This window comes from Undibacterium sp. Ji49W, from assembly GCF_049340205.1.
Lineage (GTDB): Bacteria > Pseudomonadota > Gammaproteobacteria > Burkholderiales > Burkholderiaceae_D > Undibacterium.
Map to the genome: position 1 here is coordinate 149,602 of NZ_JBMPOW010000010.1, position 18,784 is coordinate 168,385.

Genomic DNA, 18,784 nt, shown 5'->3' on the forward strand with positions numbered 1-18,784 from the left:
CGCCTGTCTTGTAAGCAAATCGCTTTTTATTTCTTGCCTGTTTCCGCCAGTACTTTCAGTCGATTGACTGCATTGGTATTTTGCGGATTAAGCTCCAGCGATTTTTGGTAATTGCTGATCGCCAGTTCATTCATGCCAACTGCTTCATAGGCTTCCGCCAGGCTGTCATAGGTATTGGCACTCTTGGGATACAAGTACACGCCCAGTTTGAATAATTCCACCGTAACCTGATCCTTTTTATCTTTCAGCCTGAAGTAAGCCCATTCATTCAAGACTTCTTCCCGCAGGTAAAAATCAGCATCTTTCGCTTTAATATCCTGGTAGACAGCAATCGCCTTTTCATAACCAGCTTTTTCCAGTGCCTGCAAAAATACGGGCGGTATTTTTAGTTGCGCCAGACGGTATTCGCTATTGATGATCTTGCTGCCGATATCGGCAACATCCGTTGTCGCATTGGACAAGACTACAACACCCTTGCCAGCTTTCCTGTCAAAACCGATATAGCTGCGATAACCGCCGGTACCACCTGAATGCCCCGTGATTTCACTGCCATATCTTTTGCTGTACCCACCCCATGCCAGCCTGACTGGTTTGCCAGGCTCTTGCGGTTCCAGTGGTTCCTGCATCTTGTTAATGACTGCCTTCAGTGTGCTGTCTTTTCCCATATTGGCAGCCAGAAATTTCAACATGTCGTTCGTGGAAGAGCGAATACCCCCTGCACTTTCCAACACACCAAGATCCCAATTGGATGTGGCATCCAGTTTTGTCTCACCACCAAAATTCCCTCCCACGACATACGGTATAGCCAGGTGTTTTTTCATGTCGTCGGTCAGGCGTATGCCGGTACTGCGCATATCCAAAGGAATAAGGATGCGGTTTCTTATCAGGGTTTCGTAATCAGTACCAGCACGCAAACTGAGTGCATGTCCAAGCAGACCTACACCTACATTTGAATATTCTGGACTGGCGCCGATATCACGTGTCAACTGATAACCGGATAAAAACTGGTAGAGCAAATCCTGGGTGTAATCGACGTAAGGATTTTGAGGGTTCTTTGGTGCAAAATTGGTTGGCATTCTGGGCAAGCCGGACACATGCGTGGACAAATCACGCAGACTGATCTGCTTGCCACCCCGGCCAGGCACGGTCACCGTTGCTGGCAAGTACTTCGCCACGGGATCATTCAGGCTGACTTCGCCTTTTTCTGCCATATCCATCAAAATCAAACCGGTGAATACCTTGCTGATAGAGCCTATTTCAAACACGGTATCTGCATCTGCCCGGGTACGATTCTGCACATTGGCATAGCCATGGCTGATCACGCGACTACCTTTATCGTCAATGATGCCAATAACAATACTGGCCCCCATTTGTTCCCTGTCTATGCGCTGTTTGAGAATAGCCAGTATGTCTGCATCGTTAAGTGCAACTGGGGCAGCAGCCTGGACATTGATGGCGCAAAGCGTCAATGTGACCAGGCTTAACTGACAAATGTGGCGCAGAAATGGTGTTTTCAATTTTTTCCTCCATGATATGCAAAGGTTTTATGTCACTCCCTCTCCCGCCCGCAAGATGGAAGGAATCAGAGTGAGTCTTGGTTTAATTGCACAGCATGAAATATGCCACGAAGTAGATGTGGCAAATTAAGTGATTGATTTTATTCAGATTATCTATCTACATCTGTGCCCGCTTTGCAAATAACGGGCAACTGCGGACAACAGCGGACACATACCGGACAAGCAAAGGCAATTTATGCGCTGACTATCGTACCGGGAAATTGCACGCAGAACTTGCTGCCGACATCCGGTGTGGATTCGATCAGCAGGTTTGCCTTGTGCCGTAACAGTACATGCTTGACGATCGCCAGGCCCAGGCCGGTACCCTGGGTTTCGCGTGAACGGCTTTTATCGACACGGTAAAAGCGCTCCGTCAGACGAGAGATATGTTCAGCGCTGATACCTATACCATCATCCTGAACCGCGAATTTGGGCCCCTGCTCGGTATCGATCCAGCTGATTTTGATATTGCCGTTCTCTGGCGTATAACGGATTGCGTTCGTCACCAGATTGGTCAGTGCACTGCGGATTTCGTCATTGCTACCGCGAATATCCGGCCCAGTACATTCCAGAGTAATCGTGTGCTTGCCAGCGGACAGCGCATGCGCCTCCTGCAATATCTGCTCCAGCAAACCCAGCATATTGATACGTTCAGGACGTGGCGGGTAGTCAACTGATTCCAGCCTGGTCAGGGTCAGCATGTCTTCAACCAGACGTTGCATACGTTCGCCCTGCTCCGTCATCAGTTTCAGATGCATATTACGGGTCTGATTGTCCAGATCCCCCTGCATCGAAGCAATTTCCAGAAAGCCATTAATGACAGTCAAAGGCGTGCGTAATTCATGCGAGGCATTTGCAATAAAATCGCGCCGCATCATGTCTATGCGCTCAGACTCGGTGACGTCATGGGTTACCAGAATCTGGCGGCGATTTTCAAACGGGATGATATGGGCGATCAGCTTGCGGTCACGGAAAGACAATGTCAGGGGTGTCTCATAGCGGCCAAGGATGATGTAATCCATAAATTCCGGGCTACGTACCAGATTGGTGACGCGCATGCCCTTGTCTTGTGCCAGGCTCAGGCCCAGATGGCTTTCCGCAGCAGGATTACACCATTCAAGAAATAGCACATCATCCATGATCACTACACCATCCGGCAACAGGGTCATGGCCTGGCGAAAACGCGCCAGCCATTCTGCCAGCTCGGCCTGGTTTTTTTCATCACCGCGACGCAGTTTGTACAAGCGAGAAAAAATATCAGTCCAGGCGCCCCAGCCATCCGGCAAACGCGAACTGCTGGGATGATCCAGCCAGTCCGCCAGGCGCTGCAGATAAAACAGCTGGATACAAAACAGGCCAATCAGCCCGGCCATGCCTATCAACAAGCCGGTAACAGCTCCCCACAGGTAGGCAGCACAGGCCGTTCCTATCAATACGACTAAAATACGCACAAACGCAGAGATCCAGAAAATGAGGCGTGGTGACATGAATGATCCTGAATATTGCTTGGAATGATGGCTGGCTATTTACACAGATAATCGACTTGTGCCGGCACCTGTACGGCATGCCCAAGCCTGTTGAGCTTGATACATTATCAAGCTTACTCTATCTGAGAGAGAATGGTGTGTTTTCTCAACATCCCTGCCATGAACGACAGCAGGCAAAGCCACAGAGGCTAGAGAGGGTGCAACCAGAGGCAGGGAGACAGCAAAACGGCATGCTGCTACCCCGTCATTATTCACTGATGTAATTTGCATAAATGGTGCTCAGACTGACAGCATATGCCTGAGTAGCGGCATTTATTTTTCAGACAGCATATAGCCTACGCTACGTACTGTCTTGATAAGGGATTCGGCATTTTTCAAGACTTTACGCAGACGCAAGACATGCACGTCAACAGTTCTTTCTTCAATGACGACATGATCACCCCATACCTTGTCGAGCAACTGGCTACGCGAAAAGACACGTTCGGGATGGGCCATGAAGAATTTCAGCAATTTGTATTCGGCATGACCGATATCGACCTTGCTGTCTTCAATCTTGACTGTGCAACTGACAGGATCAAGCACGACCGGCCCGGCAGTCAGGGCTGTTTGTGCATGTTCAGGGCTCTTGCGACGCAACAGCGCCTTGATCCTGGCGGTGAGTTCACGTGGTGAAAAAGGCTTGGTCACGTAATCGTCGGCACCATGATCGAGGCCGGCAATCTTGTCTTCTTCCATGCTCTTCGCTGTCAGCATGATGACCGGTATTTCATTGAATTGACGATCGGAACGTATCTTGGACAAAAGTCGCAAGCCACTTTGATCTGGCAACATCCAGTCCAGCAAAATCAGTTGCGGAGTGCGGCGCTGCAAATAATCCCAGGCCTCTGCTGTAGAGTTGACCGCAAAAGTGTTCCAGCCGGCAGCGCGCAGTGAAAAACTCACCAGTTCCACGATTGCCGGCTCATCTTCCACAATGAGTATTGTTGTGTCTGTAGCCATTATAAATAATTAATTCTGTTGTTCCTGCTTGCTGGTCACATAGTCGGAATGACGGATGTCCTTGCCTTCAACGATATAAATCGTATGTTCGGCAATATTCTTGGCGTGATCACCAATACGTTCTATCGCCTTTGCGACCCAAAGTGCGTCCAGGGAAGATGATATCGTAGCTGGATCTTCCATCATGAAAGTAATCAGATTACGCATGATGGAGCGGAAGTCATTGTCAATCAGCGCATCCTGTGCGATCAACTGCACAGCCTTGGCTCCATCCTGACGGGCAAAGGCATCCAGCGACTGATGCAACATGTCTGCCACACTGCTGGCCAGCACGCGCACGGTTTCATAGCCGCTGAACATCGGTACGCCACGTTTGTTGTTGGCAGCATCTCTGGAAATGCGTGCAATCTTGGTCGACTCGTCGCCGATTCGTTCAAGATCGGTAATGACTTTACCAGTTGCCATGACAGTGCGCAGATCATTCGCTGCCGGCTGACGTTTGACGATCAGGTGGCTGCACATGTCGTCCAGGCTGACTTCCAGCCGGTTGACTTCCAGGTCAGACTGTATCACTGCTTCTGCCTGTTCAGCATTACCTGTGCGGAAGCAGGACATCGCGTCATGGAAATGGCTTTCTACCAAACCGCCCATCAACAAGACCTTGGAACGTATCGTCTCCAGATCCATATCATATTGTTTTGAGGAATGTTCGCCTGTCACAGGTTTCTCCTGAATTCGCAATTGCAATAATTAAAACACCGCCATGCAGTCTTGTGTCTGCCCCGTACACATACGGGCCGACAAACAAGGCAAGCTGTCGTTTTCTTAGCCGAAACGGCCAGTTATATAGTCTTGAGTTTCTTTCTTCACCGGATTCATGAAGATATGATCTGTTTCACCGAATTCGACCAGTTCACCCAGATACATGTAGGCGGTATAGTCAGAACAACGCGCCGCCTGTTGCATATTATGGGTAACAATGGCAATCGTGTATTCTTCTTTCAGCTCATTGATCAGTTCTTCGATTTTCACCGTAGAAATCGGATCCAGTGCCGAGGTCGGTTCATCCAGCAGCAACACTTCTGGTCTGACGGATACACCACGGGCGATGCACAGACGCTGTTGCTGACCACCGGACAGGCTCAGACCACTCTTGTTGAGTTTGTCTTTGACTTCAGTCCAGATAGCCGCTTTTTTCAGCGCCCATTCAACACGTTCATCCATCTCACCTTTGGACAGGTTTTCATACAGGCGGACACCAAAGGCGATGTTGTCATAGACCGACATCGGGAAAGGTGTAGGTTTCTGGAACACCATGCCGACGCGTGCACGCAGCAGGTTGATGTCCTGATCCGCATCCAGAATATTTTTGCCGTTGTACATAATCTTGCCCTCGGCACGCTGGCCAGGATACAGATCATACATACGGTTCAAGGTACGCAACAGCGTTGACTTACCGCAACCGGACGGGCCGATGAAGGCAGTCACTTTTTTATCGTAAATATTCAGATTGATATCGCGCAGGCTACGGGTAGCACCGTAATAAAAATTCAAGCCGCCGATTTCGATTGCTTTTTTGTATTGATTGTCTTGTGGAGTAGTCATATCGAGGCCAATATTAATGCTGTGTTTTTTGGTTAAACAAAGTACGCGATAAAATATTCAAACCCAGGACGCTGAAGGTAATCAGCAATGCTCCACCCCAGGCCAGGTCACGCCAGTTGTCATAAGGACTCATCGCAAACTGATAAATCACTACCGGCAGGTTGGCCATCGGTTTGTTCATATTGCCACTGAAGAACTGATTGTTCAGCGCTGTGAACAGCAAAGGCGCAGTCTCACCAGAGATACGGGCAACCGCCAGCAAAATCCCAGTCACAACACCAGCCTTGACAGCACGCAAGCGTATCAGAAGAGCGACCTTCCAGCGTGGTGCGCCCAGTGCAAATGCTGCTTCACGCAAGCTGGCCGGAACCAGCCCCAGCATATTGTCGGTAGTACGTACCACGACCGGGATAGCAATCAGCGAAATTGCCACGCTACCTGCCCAGCCAGAGAAATGCTTGACGTTGGCGACGTAAATCGCATACACAAACAGACCAACCACAATCGAAGGCGCCGATAACATGATGTCGGTAACGAAACGTGTAACGCCACCGAACCAGCTTTTATCGCCGTATTCAGCCAGGTAAATACCCGCCAGTATGCCTATCGGTGTGGAGATCAGTGTAGCGGTACCCACCATCATGAAGCTACCGACAATCGCATTCATCAAACCGCCACCATCACTGCCTGGTGCCGGTGTCGATTCGGTGAACATGGCTATATTGATGGCAGAAACGCCTTTCAGTATCAGCGTGAACAAAATCCACATCAGGAAAATCACACCTAGGGCCATTGCCAGTGAAGACAGGGTGATACCTAATTTATGCATCAGCAAACGACGGCGATAGACCGGATTGCTGGCTTGTTGCATCGTTGAATTTTCCATTATTTCGTTCCTTCCTTACGAGTCAGGCCAAGCAAGAGCAGCTTTGCAGCGGACAAGACTATGAATGTAATGACAAACAGTATCAAGCCCAGCAGGAACAGGGAGGAAGTATGCAATACCGATTCCGCCTCGGCAAACTCATTCGCCAATGTGGAAGCGATACTGTTACCAGCCGCAAACAGCGACCAGGACAAGTGATGTGAGTTACCGATAACGAAAGTAATCGCCATTGTTTCACCCAGCGCACGACCCAGGCCCAGCATGACGCCGCCGACCACACCGATTTTTGTATAAGGCAGCACGATCTTGCGCACAACTTCCCATTTGGTGCAGCCCAGACCATATGCAGATTCTTTCAGCACCGGTGGCACCACTTCAAATACATCACGCATAACGGATGAAATGAAGGGGATGATCATGATTGCCAGGATCACACCGGCAGCCAGAATACCCATGCCTATCATCGGGCCAGAAAACAGGATGCCAATCACCGGCAGCTTGCCCAGAGTGGCCGCCAGGGCTGGCTGTACATACTGGGAAAACAGGGGGGCAAATACAAACAGGCCCCACATACCGTAAATGATACTGGGAACGCCAGCCAGCAGTTCGATGGCGGTGCCCAAAGGACGCTTCAGCCATGGCGGGCAAATTTCTGTCAGGAACAATGCAATACCGAAACTGACAGGAAAAGCGATCAACAATGCGATGACCGAAGTGACCAGGGTGCCGACGATAGCGATCATGCCGCCAAACTTGTCGTTGACCGGATCCCATTCTATCGTCGTGATAAAACCAGGACCAAATTCCTGCATGGCCGGAATGGCGCGCAAGAACAGGGAAATAATAATACCGACCAGTACCACCAGCACAAACGCGGCGAAACTAAAGGTCAGTTTATGAAAAAAGAAATCTTGCCAGCGCTGACGGCGCATCACTGCAACCATTTTTGCCGAATCAACCTGATTCGCCTGCTGCTGTGCCATATTGGCCGTGGGTGGGATTGCAGTTGGTGCAGTCATGTTGACGGAGGACATTTGGGTAGTCATGGGTGTCTTTTCCACCGGAAGGTAATCCGGGCAGTCCCGGATTACCTTATTCTGTTTAGTTCAAGTTCTGAACAGGTTGAAACTTTTTATTACCACAGCGCCTTGCCGGAAGCATCTTTGACTTTAGCTTTCCAGCTGTCTTCGATCAACTTGACAACTGGTGCTGGCAGGGACACATATTCCAGTTCAGCAGCCATGGCGCCACCGTTTTTGAATGCCCAGTCAAAGAATTTCAATACTTCTTTGCCTTTTTCAGCGTCAGCCTGTGCTTTGTGCATCAGGATGAAAGAAGCGCCAGTGATAGGCCAGGTGATTTTGCCAGGCTGGTTAGTCAATACCAGGTACATGCCTGGAGCCTTGCTCCAGTCAGCACCGGCAGCAGCAGCCTTGAAGTTTTCATCATCAGGTTCTGCAAACTGGCCATCCGCATTTTTCAACAAGGTGTAAGCCATCTTGTTTTTCTTGACGTAGGCATATTCAACATAGCCGATGGAATTTCTGATTTGTTTGACGCTGGAAGCAACGCCTTCATTGCCCTTGCCACCTACACCGACTGGCCATTTAACGGCAGTAGAAGAACCTACGGCTGTTTTGAATTCGGCATTGACTTTGCTCAGGTAATCAGTCCACAGGAAGGTTGTGCCGGAACCGTCAGAACGGTGTACGACAGTGATGTCTTCTGCTGGCAGTTTCAGGCCTGGGTTGAGGGCCACGATTTCTGGTGCATTCCATTTAGTGATTTTACCCATGTAGATGGCGGCCAGTATATCGCCTGTCATCTTCATTTTGCCTGGAGCGATACCGTCCAGATTCACAACAGGAACCACGCCACCGATAATAGCCGGGAACTGTGTCAGACCTTCAGCATCGAGTTCTTCTGCTTTCAATGGCATGTCAGATGCGCCAAAATCCACAGTTTTCGCTTTGATCTGCTTGATACCGCCGCCAGAACCGATAGACTGGTAATTCAAACCGTTGCCGCTGGCTTTTTTATAAGCTTCAGCCCATTTGGCATAAATTGGGTAAGGGAAAGTCGCGCCAGCGCCGGTAATATCGGCAGCCTGAGCAGCGCCGAATGTGACAGCAACGCCGATTGCAGCGATGAGAGTTTTGACAACACGTTTGATTTGCATGTTCACCTCAGAGTTAAATAACAGGTATTCAGTACTACGAGGCGCACTATACAAGCCAAATATGACAAGATTATGACGCAATGAAATACCTATGAAATAATTGGATTTATTACCATTTTCATGTCATAAACTTGTCATGTAAGCCAACTAGAATGTCTGCGTGTATATATATGATGGCTTTTATGACATGCGAAATACTATGCCCAACCAGGTAGCCCCCGCTTCAACGACCACGTCGGAAGAAATGAAACAGGAAGTCATTGCAGAAAACAAGCCTGCCGAGAAGCCGGCCAAGGCAACAAAACTTGTCAAGGTGACCAAACCTGTCAAGGAGGCACCTACTGAACTGTCACGTTCAGTCATCTTCCTTGACCGTGAAATGTCACAAATCGCCTTTAACTGGCGCGTGCTGGCGCAGGCTGAAGATCGCAGCATTCCATTGCTTGAGCGGCTGAAATACCTGTGTATCGTCGGCAGCAATCTGGATGAGTTCTTTGAAGTCAGGGTAGCCAGCCTGCTGGCCCAGAACACCGTCGATGGTGAACTGGTACAACACCCAACCTTCCAGGCCATGTTAGAACGGATCAGCAAGGAATGCCACCAGTTAGCACATAGACAATATGAGCTGCTGAATCAGGAAATCCTGCCCCAGTTATCCAAAAAAGGCATACACCTGCTGCGTCATTCAGAACGTAACGAAGCGCAGCGTGCCTGGGTCAAAGCGTATTTTGAACGTGAAGTACGCCCATTGCTGACGCCGATAGGCCTGGATCCGGCCCATCCCTTCCCGCAAGTCGTCAACAAGAGTCTGAATTTCATCGTCTCGCTGGCTGGCAAGGATGCTTTCGGTCGCGGTACAGCCATTGCCATCGTCAAGGCACCGCGCGTATTGCCTCGCATCATACGTCTGCCAGATGAGCTGTCCAACAATGGCATGGCCTTCTGCCTGCTGTCGTCGGTGATTCACTCACACATTGAAGATTTGTTTAACGGACGTGAAGTCTTGTATTACTCACAATTCCGCGTGACCCGTGACAGTGATTTGTGGGTGGATGAAGAAGAAGTCAAAAACCTGCGTCAGGCCTTGCAAGGCGAATTGCAAACCCGCCAGTTCGGTGCAGCCGTACGTCTGGAAGTCGCCAAAAACTGCCCGGAAAACCTGTCGCGCTTCCTGCTGGAACAATTCTCCCTCGATAGCGACCGCCTGTATCCGGTCGATGGTCCGGTGAATATGGTCCGGCTGGGCGAGCTGGTTGATCATGTGAAGCAGGCGAACCTGCGCTTCCCGCCCTTCTCTGCCAAAGCGATCGTGAAATATGCGCATGCTGACATATTCACACTTTTGCGCAAGCAGGACATCTTGTTGCATCACCCATTCCAGCCTTTCCAGACCGTGATTGATTTCATCCGTTCTGCATCACTGGACCCCAGTGTGGTTGCCATCAAGCAGACGATTTATCGCACCGGCATGAATTCCGATCTGATGGAATCCCTTATCACCGCAGCCCGGCTGGGTAAGGAAGTCACCGTCATTGTCGAGCTGATGGCGCGCTTTGATGAAGAAGCCAACATCAACTGGGCAGACAAGTTGCAACGCGCTGGTGCCCAGGTTGTGTATGGTGTGGTCGGCCTGAAGACCCATGCCAAACTGGCGCTGGTGATACGCCGTGAAGAAGGTGGCCTGTTACGTCACTATGCCCATCTGGGTACAGGTAACTATCACCCTTCCACTACCCGTTTTTATACCGACTTTGGTTTATTGACTGCCCATCCTGAAATGGCAGCAGAAGTGAATGAAGTGTTCATTCACCTGACCGGTCTGACTAAACCGAAGAAGCTTGACTATCTGTGGCTGGCTCCATTTGCACTGCAACCACAGATTATCAAGGCCATCCGTAATGAAGCACGGATTGCCCGCGAAGGCCGCCCTGCCCGGATCATTGCAAAAATGAATGCCTTGCTGGATGAATCCGTGATCCGCGCCCTGTATGCGGCATCTGCTGATGGCGTAAAGATAGACTTGATCATACGTGGTGCCTGCGCCTTGCGCCCAGGCGTGCCTGGTCTGTCAGAAAATATACGCGTGCGCTCGATTATTGGCCGCTTTCTTGAACATAGCCGTATTTATTATTTCCGCAATGACCTCGCGCATGATGTGCATCTGGCCAGTGCTGACTGGATGAACCGCAATTTGTTCCGTCGAATTGAAGTGGCCTTTCCAGTGCTGGAAAAATCACTGAAAAAACGTGTGATATCGGAAGGCCTTGAGCCTTACTTGAAAGATAACGTTAATGCCTGGGTACTGGATTCTGATGGTCATTATGAGCGTAAGAAAGTGCGTGCCAAACAATTGCGTTTCTGCGCCCAGCAACATTTGATGCACAGCCTGGGTTCAGTAGCGGATACGGATAACTAACGATGGATTTAATTCTCTGGCGGCATGCGGAAGCAGAACCTGCAACAGAAGAGCTCACTGATGAATTCAGGAAGCTGACTGGCAAGGGTTTAAAACAGGCGGGCAAGATTGCCTACTGGCTTGACAGCACACTGCCAGAGACCTGCAAAATCCTGGTCAGTCCCACCATCCGCACCCGGGACACTGCCGAAGCACTGATCGCCTGCGGCAGAAAATCCAAAGTCTTGCCCGAACTGGGACCGGCCGCCAGTGTCGCAGACATATTGACAGCAGCAAACTGGCCTAATAGCCGCGAGCCTGTGCTAATAGTCGGCCACCAGCCCTACCTGGGTCAGGTGGCGGCAGAACTGCTTGGCCACCCCTTGCAGGAATACAGCGTACGCAAAGGTAACGTCTGGTGGATCACACAAAGACAGCGTGAAAACAGCGTCACGCAAACCTACCTGAAAGCAATCATGTCGCCTGACCTGGTCGTCAAATAACTGAAACCTGACAGCTGCTGAATGCCAGCCCACGCAGGTTCCCGGGTAGCCAGCAACAATACAGGCTAGCTGTTAGTATACGCGTCTGCCATCTACCTTCTCCTGCTGATGAAACCCGTACACATTCTCGCCGCCATGATTGCTGTCGTTACCTGGGGCGTGAATTTTGTGGTCATCAAGATCGGTCTGCAAGGTTTGCCGCCAGTGTTGTTCACAGCATCCCGGTTTGTATTTGCCGCCTTCCCGCTGATTTTTTTCATCCCCCGTCCACAGACTGCCTGGAAATGGATTATTGCTTACGGCATGTTCCAGTTTGCCTTCCAGTTCACCTTGCTGTTTTGCGGCATGAAACTGGGTTTCCCGGCTGGTCTGGCATCGCTGGTGATGCAGTTACAGGCTTTTTTCACCATGGGTCTGGCGGTATTGATGCTGGGTGAAAAAAAGCCGCAACTGATGCAGGTGCTGGGTGCACTCGTTGCCCTGTCGGGCATGGCTCTGGTTGGCATGCATATTGAAGCGCAGGCTACCATGCTGGGTTTCCTGCTGGTGGTGGCTGGCAGCATTTGCTGGAGCATCGCCAATATCGTCACCAAGAAAATTGGTGTAGTCAATCCACTGGCGATGGTGGTGTGGGGGTCGGCCATTGCCAGCCCGCCGCTGATGATTGCGTCACTGCTGCTGGAAGGTAGCGATGCCTGGCTCAACGCCTATGCGCAATTGAACTGGACATCGGTCGCAGCGATTATTTATCAGTCTTATCCAAATACCTTGCTGGGATTTGGTATCTGGTCCTGGCTGATGCGTAAATATCCGGCTGCCACGGTGGCACCCTTCACCCTGCTGGTACCAGTGGTTGGCATGCTGAGTGCATCCGTGATATTGGACGAGCCCCTGCTGTGGTGGAAGATATGTGCTGGCTTGCTGGTAATTGGCGGTCTGGTGTTCAACCAGTTTGGCCAGCGTCTGTGGGTATGGCTTAAACCAGCACCGTCGAATTAACTGCCGACGGCTTCCAGTTCCGCTTCATGCTCTGCGTCGACAAAGGTTTCAGGTGCAGTTGCCGGATGGATGATGTCATGCCAGGTCACCAGCTTTAATACACCCTGCGCATCTTCGACCAGGGCTGACAGGCTTTCTACCCAGTCACCATCATTGCAATACAGGATACCGTTGATATCGCGGATTTCTGGCTTGTGGATATGGCCACAGATTATGCCATCCAGCCCTTTGCGACGCGCTTCATCTGCCAGTGCATCTTCAAATTGTGTGATATAGCTGACCGCGTTCTTGACCTTTTGCTTCAGGTATTGCGACAGCGACCAGTAAGGCATACCGGCACGTGCGCGCCAGTTATTGAAAATCTGATTGAACTTCAGGATGACCGTGTACAGGCTGTCGCCCACATAGGCCAGCCATTTGGCGCAAGCGATAACACCATCAAAACGATCACCATGCAACACCAGCATGCGCTTGCCGGCAGCGGTGGTATGCACAAGCTCATCACGGATCTTGATACCACCAAAATCGAGGTCGATGAACTGGCGTATGGATTCGTCATGGTTGCCAGGCACGAAGATGACATTCGTGCCTTTTTTGGCTTTCTTCAATACGGTCTGCACCACATTATTGTGGGTTTGATCCCAGTACCAGCGACGTTTCAACTGCCAGCCATCAATGATGTCGCCCACCAGATACAGGGTTTCAGAGTCGGTCGCGCGCAAGAACTCGAGCAGTTTGGCTGCCTGACAGCCGCTCGTTCCCAAATGTAAATCAGAAATCCAGATGGTGCGGAAACGCTGGGTTTCTTTTTTACCGGACTTGTACAATTTACTATTCAGGAACTGATCGGCTGGTTTCATGCTTGTTACTCCCCTGTTCCGTAGTGACGTGCATAACGGTTGTCCAGATTCGCCAATGGCAGCATGACGAACAAGTCGGCGCTGTGGAAATCAGGGTCCCAGGCCGGGTCACCGCACACCCAGGCACCGGCCCGCAAATAGCCCTTCAGCAAAGGCGGGATGCGCGCTTCAGTTGCGCTGCTGTCGATTTCGTCCAGCGGGAAAGGCGTGTGTGGCGTGACGCGGTATTCAAGCGGAGCAAAATCTGCCGCAGACAAGCCGCGATAAATGGCAGCAGCATTCTGGCCGCCATCTGTCAGGCTGATGCTGGCACAACCGATGAGATGTGAGCAACGTTCACGGCGCATATAGGCAGCCAGGCCGGCCCACAACAGCATGATGACAGCGCCACTGCGGTAATCGGGATGGATGCAGGCACGACCAGCTTCTGCCACGCTGTGGCGGATATTGTGCAGGCGCGACAGATCAAATTCTGTTTCCGAATAATAGCGGCCCATCTGGCGCGCAGCATTCGGCCCCATGATGCGATAGGTGCCAACTACTTTCAGGCTCTTGGAATCACGTACTATCAAGTGATCGCAGTAATCATCAAATTCATCTTTATCCAGCCCATCCGGGTTGGACAGGGCTGACAAGCCCATGCTTTCGATAAATACCTTGTAACGCAGGCGTTGCACTTCCGTAACTTCTTCTGGCGTTGTAGCAAGGCTCAGATTGAGTTTGGAAAAACTTGGATTAGCATCGGCGGGTATCGTGAGTAATCGCATTCATCGTCCTTGTCATGTTGTTCGTTGATTCGACGAACGAAGGATAATCAAGGATTACTTCAGCAAGATGACAGCCAGATGTCGGTTTGATGACAGGCAAAAAAACAACAATCCCCGTTAAAACCAGAGTTTCCCGGGGATTTCTGGGGTCATCTTAATGACAAGAAAGTAATACGACTGTGCTTATTTTTCTTTCTTTGGACGTCCGGCCTTCAGGGGTGCAAGTCCGGCGATCAGCTTTTTCAGTGCCGGTACATCTGTCTTGCTCAGCAGTGCCACGCCTATACGCAATAACTGACTTTTCTTGACTTCCACGCCAGCCTTCAGGCAGGCTTTTTTGACAGCACCCAGGGCCGCGTATTCACTTTCAGGCATTGTGAAGCTATCACGTACCAGTTTTGCTTTCTTCACTTTTTCTACCGGAACGGCAACCAGCTTGGCAACCGGAGCAAGCACCTTGACTTCTGCCGCTTTCACGACCTTTGGTGCCGGGCCCGGTTTGGCTACCGCTACAGACTTGGCCTTAGGCGCAGGCTTAGCCTTAGGCGCAGGTTTGGCCACGGACTTCGCTACCGGAACAGGCTTGGCAACAACTGCTTTTTTTACTGTAGCGACTGGACTTTTCTTCACAGCCACTTTTTTTGGGGCACTTGCCACCACGACGGAATTCACGGGATTCGGTTTTTTGCTTGCTGCAGTTACCATTTCAACCTCCAAATTTAAAAACATGTAAACAATATAAACAATTTATTGTCGATATGCAAGGATGAAGCATAGCCAGCAGAAATGACATCCGCATTACCAAAAGCCGCCCGTCAGCAAAAACATGGCCTCCATGAGATAATCCGCGCCGATTTTGTTATGAAACATCCCGCTTTTGTTATTTGGCCTTGTTACAGCCAGCTTACTTTCATCATGATGCGCCCTTATTTACTCTTCCCCCTGCTGCTCCTGCTTTCTCACGTCACAATTGCTACTGAAATTCAAGGTGCTGGCTCGTCTGCTGCTGCTCCTTTGTATCAGAAATGGGCAGATGCCTATGTGAAAGCCGGCGGCCCGACTATCACTTATCAGGCCACGGGTTCATCCGCCGGCATCAAGAAAATCAAGGAAAATAGCCTCGAATTTGGTGCCAGCGATGCCGCGCTGAGCCAGGCAGACCTGAAAAAGTCTGCATTAATACAGTTTCCGTCTGCCATTTCCGGTGTGGTACCAGTCATCAACTTGCCGGGTATTAAAACGGGTGAATTACGTCTGAACGCAGACATGCTGGTGGCGATATTTTCCGGCGATGTCAGCAACTGGAATGACCCTGGCATTCAAGCCTTGAACCCGGGGCTGCGTTTGCCCAACAAGGCGATAGAAGTCATCGTGCGTCAGGATGGTTCAGGTACGACCTATAATTTTTCCGATTATCTGAACAAGGTCAGCAAATCCTGGCAAACCCGTTTTGGCAAGAATTTTACGATCGCCTGGAACACGAAACTGACTCAGGTCAAAGGCAGCAGCAGTATTGTGACAGCCTTGAAAAAGACAGCCTATTCCATCAGCTATATTGACTATAACTATGTGGTACAAGACAAGCTGGATAGCGTGCAGTTGCAAAACCGCGACGGCAAATTTGTTTCGCCTTCAGCCGAGGCATTCTCTGCGGCACTGTCTAACAGTAACTGGAAAACCGATGCCAATTTTGAAGAAATGCTGACTGACAAACCAGGTCAGAAAACCTGGCCTATCACCATGGGTACCTTCATCATCATGCAGCAACATGCCAAAAATGCGCAGCAAACAACGGCGGCATTGAAATTCTTTACCTGGGCCTTCATGCGCGGCGACCGTTTTGTCAACAATGTCGATTTCGTGCGCTTGCCAGATGGTCTGCAAGCCAGGGTATTCAAGGAAATGACAACTGTCACAGATAAAAATGGCCAAACGCTGAACTGGAATCTGCATACAGAAATAAACGGCAAAAACTAGAATTCCTGTTTTTTTTCTACGCTATCAAGCCATGAAGATATTCAGGACAGGATACATACGCCTGCTGGCGTATGTATATGCGCAATCAGACGTGGTGACTGATGGGCTGCTATGGCATGAACAACAATCCCGGCCTGCATCTGCAATGACTGCATCAGGCGCGCAAGCCTTGCTGCATCAGGATGATGCAATTCCAGCTTCAACAAGGCCAATCCTTGCTGCGGCATACCCTGTGCAGGATGGCGTGCGGTATGCCACTCTATCAAGGCTGGCGCTACACCTTCAAGAGGCAGGGAACCGTCCTCAGGAATGGTAATGAGCCAATGATTGTCGCCACGACTCATGGGTTCGATCTTGCCCAGATCTTCCTGGCTATGTGCGAGCGTGGCATGAATATCAGCGGTGCGCGCGACCCAGTTTGACAGACGCGGCGGCGTATCAGCTGCCAGTGCATCCAATGCAAACCAGCGTGGCCGGGATGGGGGCGGTACTGAGGGATCAGCCGCGATCACCTCCAGAAACAGTTCGTCCCCCAGCCGCAATAGAAGGTTATGCGTCCCCATGCGGGGATGTTCACCACCTTGCAACGGGGCTATACCCAGAACCTGGCGTACATAGTCGCACCCGATTGTAAGTCAGGTGCGGTAATAGTGATGTGATCCAGATAACAGCGAGACACGATAAACCGCTCCCAGGTGAAGGTAATTGACAGAGACCTATCTGGCTGCCGCTTCGGTTTCTTTTTTCTGAGACGCGACAGGCACTTCGGGAAGTGCTTTTCTCCAGCTCACAGGTGTGTATTGTTCCCAGTTGGTATTGGGGACATAAAACAAGGCAGCCTGCTTATGTGACAGGAAATAGAATGAGGGTTGCTGTATCAGTTTCACCTGACCGCCACCGACAAAATATTCGATGGAAAAACGTGGATATGCCATGACCAGACCACCAGCGACAAAAGACACATCTTCCGGTTTGATGATTTCTGCCACTTTTGTTTCATTGGTCCCGGTCGTCACGTCCTGCAAGCGCTGTCTGTTCTTTTCGAACAATTCACGTTCAGCGAATGTGTCACGTGCATTATTCAGCTTACGGATGATGCCCAGTGGATTGGTACCAATATCCACCAGCGATCCATATTCCATTACACGAGTAGCTCGTTCTACAGACCAGCCTCGCCAACCGGACTATCCGGCAGATATCAATCCAGCGTCGCGGTACGATAACGATTGACTTCGGGTGCTGTCACCACCGATGCCTGATTACCCCAGGCGTTACGTACATAACTCAATACCAGCGCCACTTCATTGTCCGACAAGACCTGGCCAAATGGCGGCATGCCATATGGACGCGGATTGCCTTTGGTGACAGGTGGAAAGCCGCCAGCCAGAATCAGGCGCACAGGATTAGCCACCAGTTGCGTCTGTATCGCCGGGTTGCCTTTCAGTGCCGGGTAAATGGATGGCACACCTGCTCCAGCGGCGCCATGGCAATCCATGCAATGTGTCTTGTACAGTGCGGCGCCAGATTTCATGACGCCATCCATGGTTTCCTTGCTGATGTTTTGCGCAGACAATGCACGGTCAAGCAGATCTTTTTCTTCGACCTTTACCGCAGGTGTGGCACGCAGATAAGTCACCATCGCGTTCATATCCTGCTCAGACAAATGCTGCAGACTGGCCGACACGACTTCTGCCATGGGGCCGGATACAGCAGTATCTGCATTGATGCCGTGTTTCAGCAAGGCCAGCAGTTGCGGTGCCTGCCATTGAGCCAGATTGATTTCCTTGCCGTTTGCCAGAGAAGGCGCATACCAACTGGTCAGCGCCAGTTCACCACCAGACAAGTCAGCCGTACCGGCATTCGCACCCAGCATATTGCGGCTGCTATGGCAGGCGCTGCAATGGCCAAGTCCGTTCACCAGGTAGGCACCACGATTCCATTCCGCGCTTTGCTGTGTATCTTGCCGATACACCGAGGGACGGAAATACGCAGCCCGCCAAAACGCCAGCAAAGCCCGTTGATCATAAGGAAAGCGTAATTCATGCGGCTGGTTGGGGCGCTCTATCTTGGGGATGGATTGGAAATAGGCATACATGGCATCAGAATCTGTGCGCGTTACCTGGCTGTAATTGGTATACGGAAAAGCCGGATACAGCATGCGCCCGCCACGCCCTTTGCCATTGTGCAAGGCTTGCCAGAAATCTTCGGCACTCCAGCCACCGATACCGGTTTTTACATCGGGGGTAATATTAGGTGCGACAAAATCACCAAACTCAGTCTGCAACACCCTGCCACCGGCAAATGCAGCGCCACCACGTGCCGTGTGACAGGACATGCAGTTACCGGCACGCACCAGGTATTCGCCCCGGGCGACCAGATCAGCAGTCTCTGCACTATTTACGCCATTGGCACCATTAGAACCATTAGCAGATTTGGGCTGCTCAGCCAGTACCTGATGATCATCTACCAGATAATAACCATACGCCGCCACACCGGCAGCGCCCAACAAACCGACCGCCACCAGCGCCAGTAAAATCAAATAAAATCTTTTCATGTGGTTCTGTCGTATCT

The 18,784-nt window shown here is 50.8% G+C and carries 18 protein-coding genes; 4 read left to right on the top strand and 14 right to left on the bottom strand.

The genetic code is table 11. The features are described 5' to 3' along the window. Positions 1 to 26: 26 nt before the first annotated feature. The 8 genes from ACO0LK_RS14330 to pstS (ACO0LK_RS14365) form a co-directional block, all read right to left on the bottom strand. Entirely contained in the window at positions 27 to 1,517 is a 1,491-nt protein-coding gene (locus ACO0LK_RS14330; protein ID WP_422976095.1) for a serine hydrolase, read from the bottom strand. Between the two features lie 233 nt (positions 1,518 to 1,750). Further along, positions 1,751 to 3,043 (bottom strand): phosphate regulon sensor histidine kinase PhoR, encoded by a 1,293-nt coding sequence (gene phoR, locus ACO0LK_RS14335; RefSeq protein WP_422976097.1) that lies wholly within the window; start codon positions 3,041 to 3,043, stop codon positions 1,751 to 1,753. Positions 3,044 to 3,355: 312 nt separating this feature from the next. Continuing rightward, the gene (phoB, locus tag ACO0LK_RS14340) at positions 3,356 to 4,042 is read right to left on the bottom strand and encodes a phosphate regulon transcriptional regulator PhoB (RefSeq protein WP_241457019.1); all 687 of its coding nucleotides are present in this window, start codon (positions 4,040 to 4,042) and stop codon (positions 3,356 to 3,358) included. A gap of 9 nt (positions 4,043 to 4,051) precedes the next feature. Beyond that, entirely contained in the window at positions 4,052 to 4,762 is a 711-nt protein-coding gene (phoU, locus tag ACO0LK_RS14345; RefSeq protein WP_422976099.1) for a phosphate signaling complex protein PhoU, read from the bottom strand. A gap of 105 nt (positions 4,763 to 4,867) precedes the next feature. Further along, complete coding sequence (pstB, locus tag ACO0LK_RS14350; protein WP_422976101.1) at positions 4,868 to 5,647, bottom strand: phosphate ABC transporter ATP-binding protein PstB; 780 nt, start codon at positions 5,645 to 5,647, stop codon at positions 4,868 to 4,870. Positions 5,648 to 5,660: 13 nt separating this feature from the next. After that, positions 5,661 to 6,533 (bottom strand): phosphate ABC transporter permease PstA, encoded by an 873-nt coding sequence (pstA, locus tag ACO0LK_RS14355; RefSeq protein ID WP_422976103.1) that lies wholly within the window; start codon positions 6,531 to 6,533, stop codon positions 5,661 to 5,663. After that, complete coding sequence (gene pstC / locus ACO0LK_RS14360; protein WP_422976259.1) at positions 6,533 to 7,516, bottom strand: phosphate ABC transporter permease subunit PstC; 984 nt, start codon at positions 7,514 to 7,516, stop codon at positions 6,533 to 6,535. Before pstC ends, pstA begins: the two co-directional genes overlap by 1 nt. 152 nt (positions 7,517 to 7,668) lie before the next feature. After that, complete coding sequence (pstS, locus tag ACO0LK_RS14365; protein WP_422976105.1) at positions 7,669 to 8,712, bottom strand: phosphate ABC transporter substrate-binding protein PstS; 1,044 nt, start codon at positions 8,710 to 8,712, stop codon at positions 7,669 to 7,671. Positions 8,713 to 8,899: 187 nt separating this feature from the next. Between pstS (ACO0LK_RS14365) and ppk1 the strand changes: the two genes are divergently transcribed. The 3 genes from ppk1 to ACO0LK_RS14380 all read left to right on the top strand — a co-directional run bounded on the left by ppk1 (position 8,900) and on the right by ACO0LK_RS14380 (position 12,609). Further along, the gene (ppk1, locus tag ACO0LK_RS14370) at positions 8,900 to 11,128 is read left to right on the top strand and encodes a polyphosphate kinase 1 (protein ID WP_422976107.1); all 2,229 of its coding nucleotides are present in this window, start codon (positions 8,900 to 8,902) and stop codon (positions 11,126 to 11,128) included. 2 nt (positions 11,129 to 11,130) lie between these two features. Then, complete coding sequence (gene sixA / locus ACO0LK_RS14375; protein WP_422976109.1) at positions 11,131 to 11,610, top strand: phosphohistidine phosphatase SixA; 480 nt, start codon at positions 11,131 to 11,133, stop codon at positions 11,608 to 11,610. 108 nt (positions 11,611 to 11,718) lie between these two features. After that, entirely contained in the window at positions 11,719 to 12,609 is an 891-nt protein-coding gene (locus ACO0LK_RS14380) for an EamA family transporter (protein WP_422976111.1), read from the top strand. On the opposite strand, the gene ACO0LK_RS14385 is transcribed toward ACO0LK_RS14380, so the two are convergent. The 3 genes from ACO0LK_RS14385 to ACO0LK_RS14395 form a co-directional block, all read right to left on the bottom strand. Beyond that, positions 12,606 to 13,469, bottom strand: a complete 864-nt coding sequence (locus ACO0LK_RS14385; protein ID WP_422976113.1) for a UDP-2,3-diacylglucosamine diphosphatase — start codon at positions 13,467 to 13,469, stop codon at positions 12,606 to 12,608. The genes ACO0LK_RS14380 and ACO0LK_RS14385 overlap by 4 nt on opposite strands. Before the next feature lie 5 nt (positions 13,470 to 13,474). Next, complete coding sequence (locus ACO0LK_RS14390) at positions 13,475 to 14,236, bottom strand: GNAT family N-acetyltransferase (protein ID WP_422976115.1); 762 nt, start codon at positions 14,234 to 14,236, stop codon at positions 13,475 to 13,477. A gap of 183 nt (positions 14,237 to 14,419) precedes the next feature. Continuing rightward, positions 14,420 to 14,941, bottom strand: coding sequence for a hypothetical protein (locus ACO0LK_RS14395; protein ID WP_422976117.1), 522 nt, complete (start codon positions 14,939 to 14,941; stop codon positions 14,420 to 14,422). Between the two features lie 210 nt (positions 14,942 to 15,151). Here ACO0LK_RS14395 and pstS (ACO0LK_RS14400) point away from each other — a divergent pair, with 210 nt between their 5' ends. After that, positions 15,152 to 16,213: a phosphate ABC transporter substrate-binding protein PstS gene (gene pstS, locus ACO0LK_RS14400; protein ID WP_422976119.1), complete on the top strand. Its 1,062-nt coding sequence runs from the start codon at positions 15,152 to 15,154 to the stop codon at positions 16,211 to 16,213. Between the two features lie 41 nt (positions 16,214 to 16,254). Here pstS (ACO0LK_RS14400) and ACO0LK_RS14405 read toward each other — a convergent pair whose 3' ends face one another. The 3 genes from ACO0LK_RS14405 to ACO0LK_RS14415 form a co-directional block, all read right to left on the bottom strand. Continuing rightward, on the bottom strand, positions 16,255 to 16,776 hold the full coding sequence (locus tag ACO0LK_RS14405; protein WP_422976121.1) for a VOC family protein: 522 nt from the start codon (positions 16,774 to 16,776) through the stop codon (positions 16,255 to 16,257). A 153-nt stretch (positions 16,777 to 16,929) separates the two neighbouring features. Beyond that, positions 16,930 to 17,355 (bottom strand): hypothetical protein, encoded by a 426-nt coding sequence (locus tag ACO0LK_RS14410; RefSeq protein ID WP_422976123.1) that lies wholly within the window; start codon positions 17,353 to 17,355, stop codon positions 16,930 to 16,932. A gap of 56 nt (positions 17,356 to 17,411) precedes the next feature. Further along, on the bottom strand, positions 17,412 to 18,767 hold the full coding sequence (locus tag ACO0LK_RS14415) for a c-type cytochrome (protein WP_422976124.1): 1,356 nt from the start codon (positions 18,765 to 18,767) through the stop codon (positions 17,412 to 17,414). Between the last annotated feature and the right edge of the window lie 17 nt (positions 18,768 to 18,784).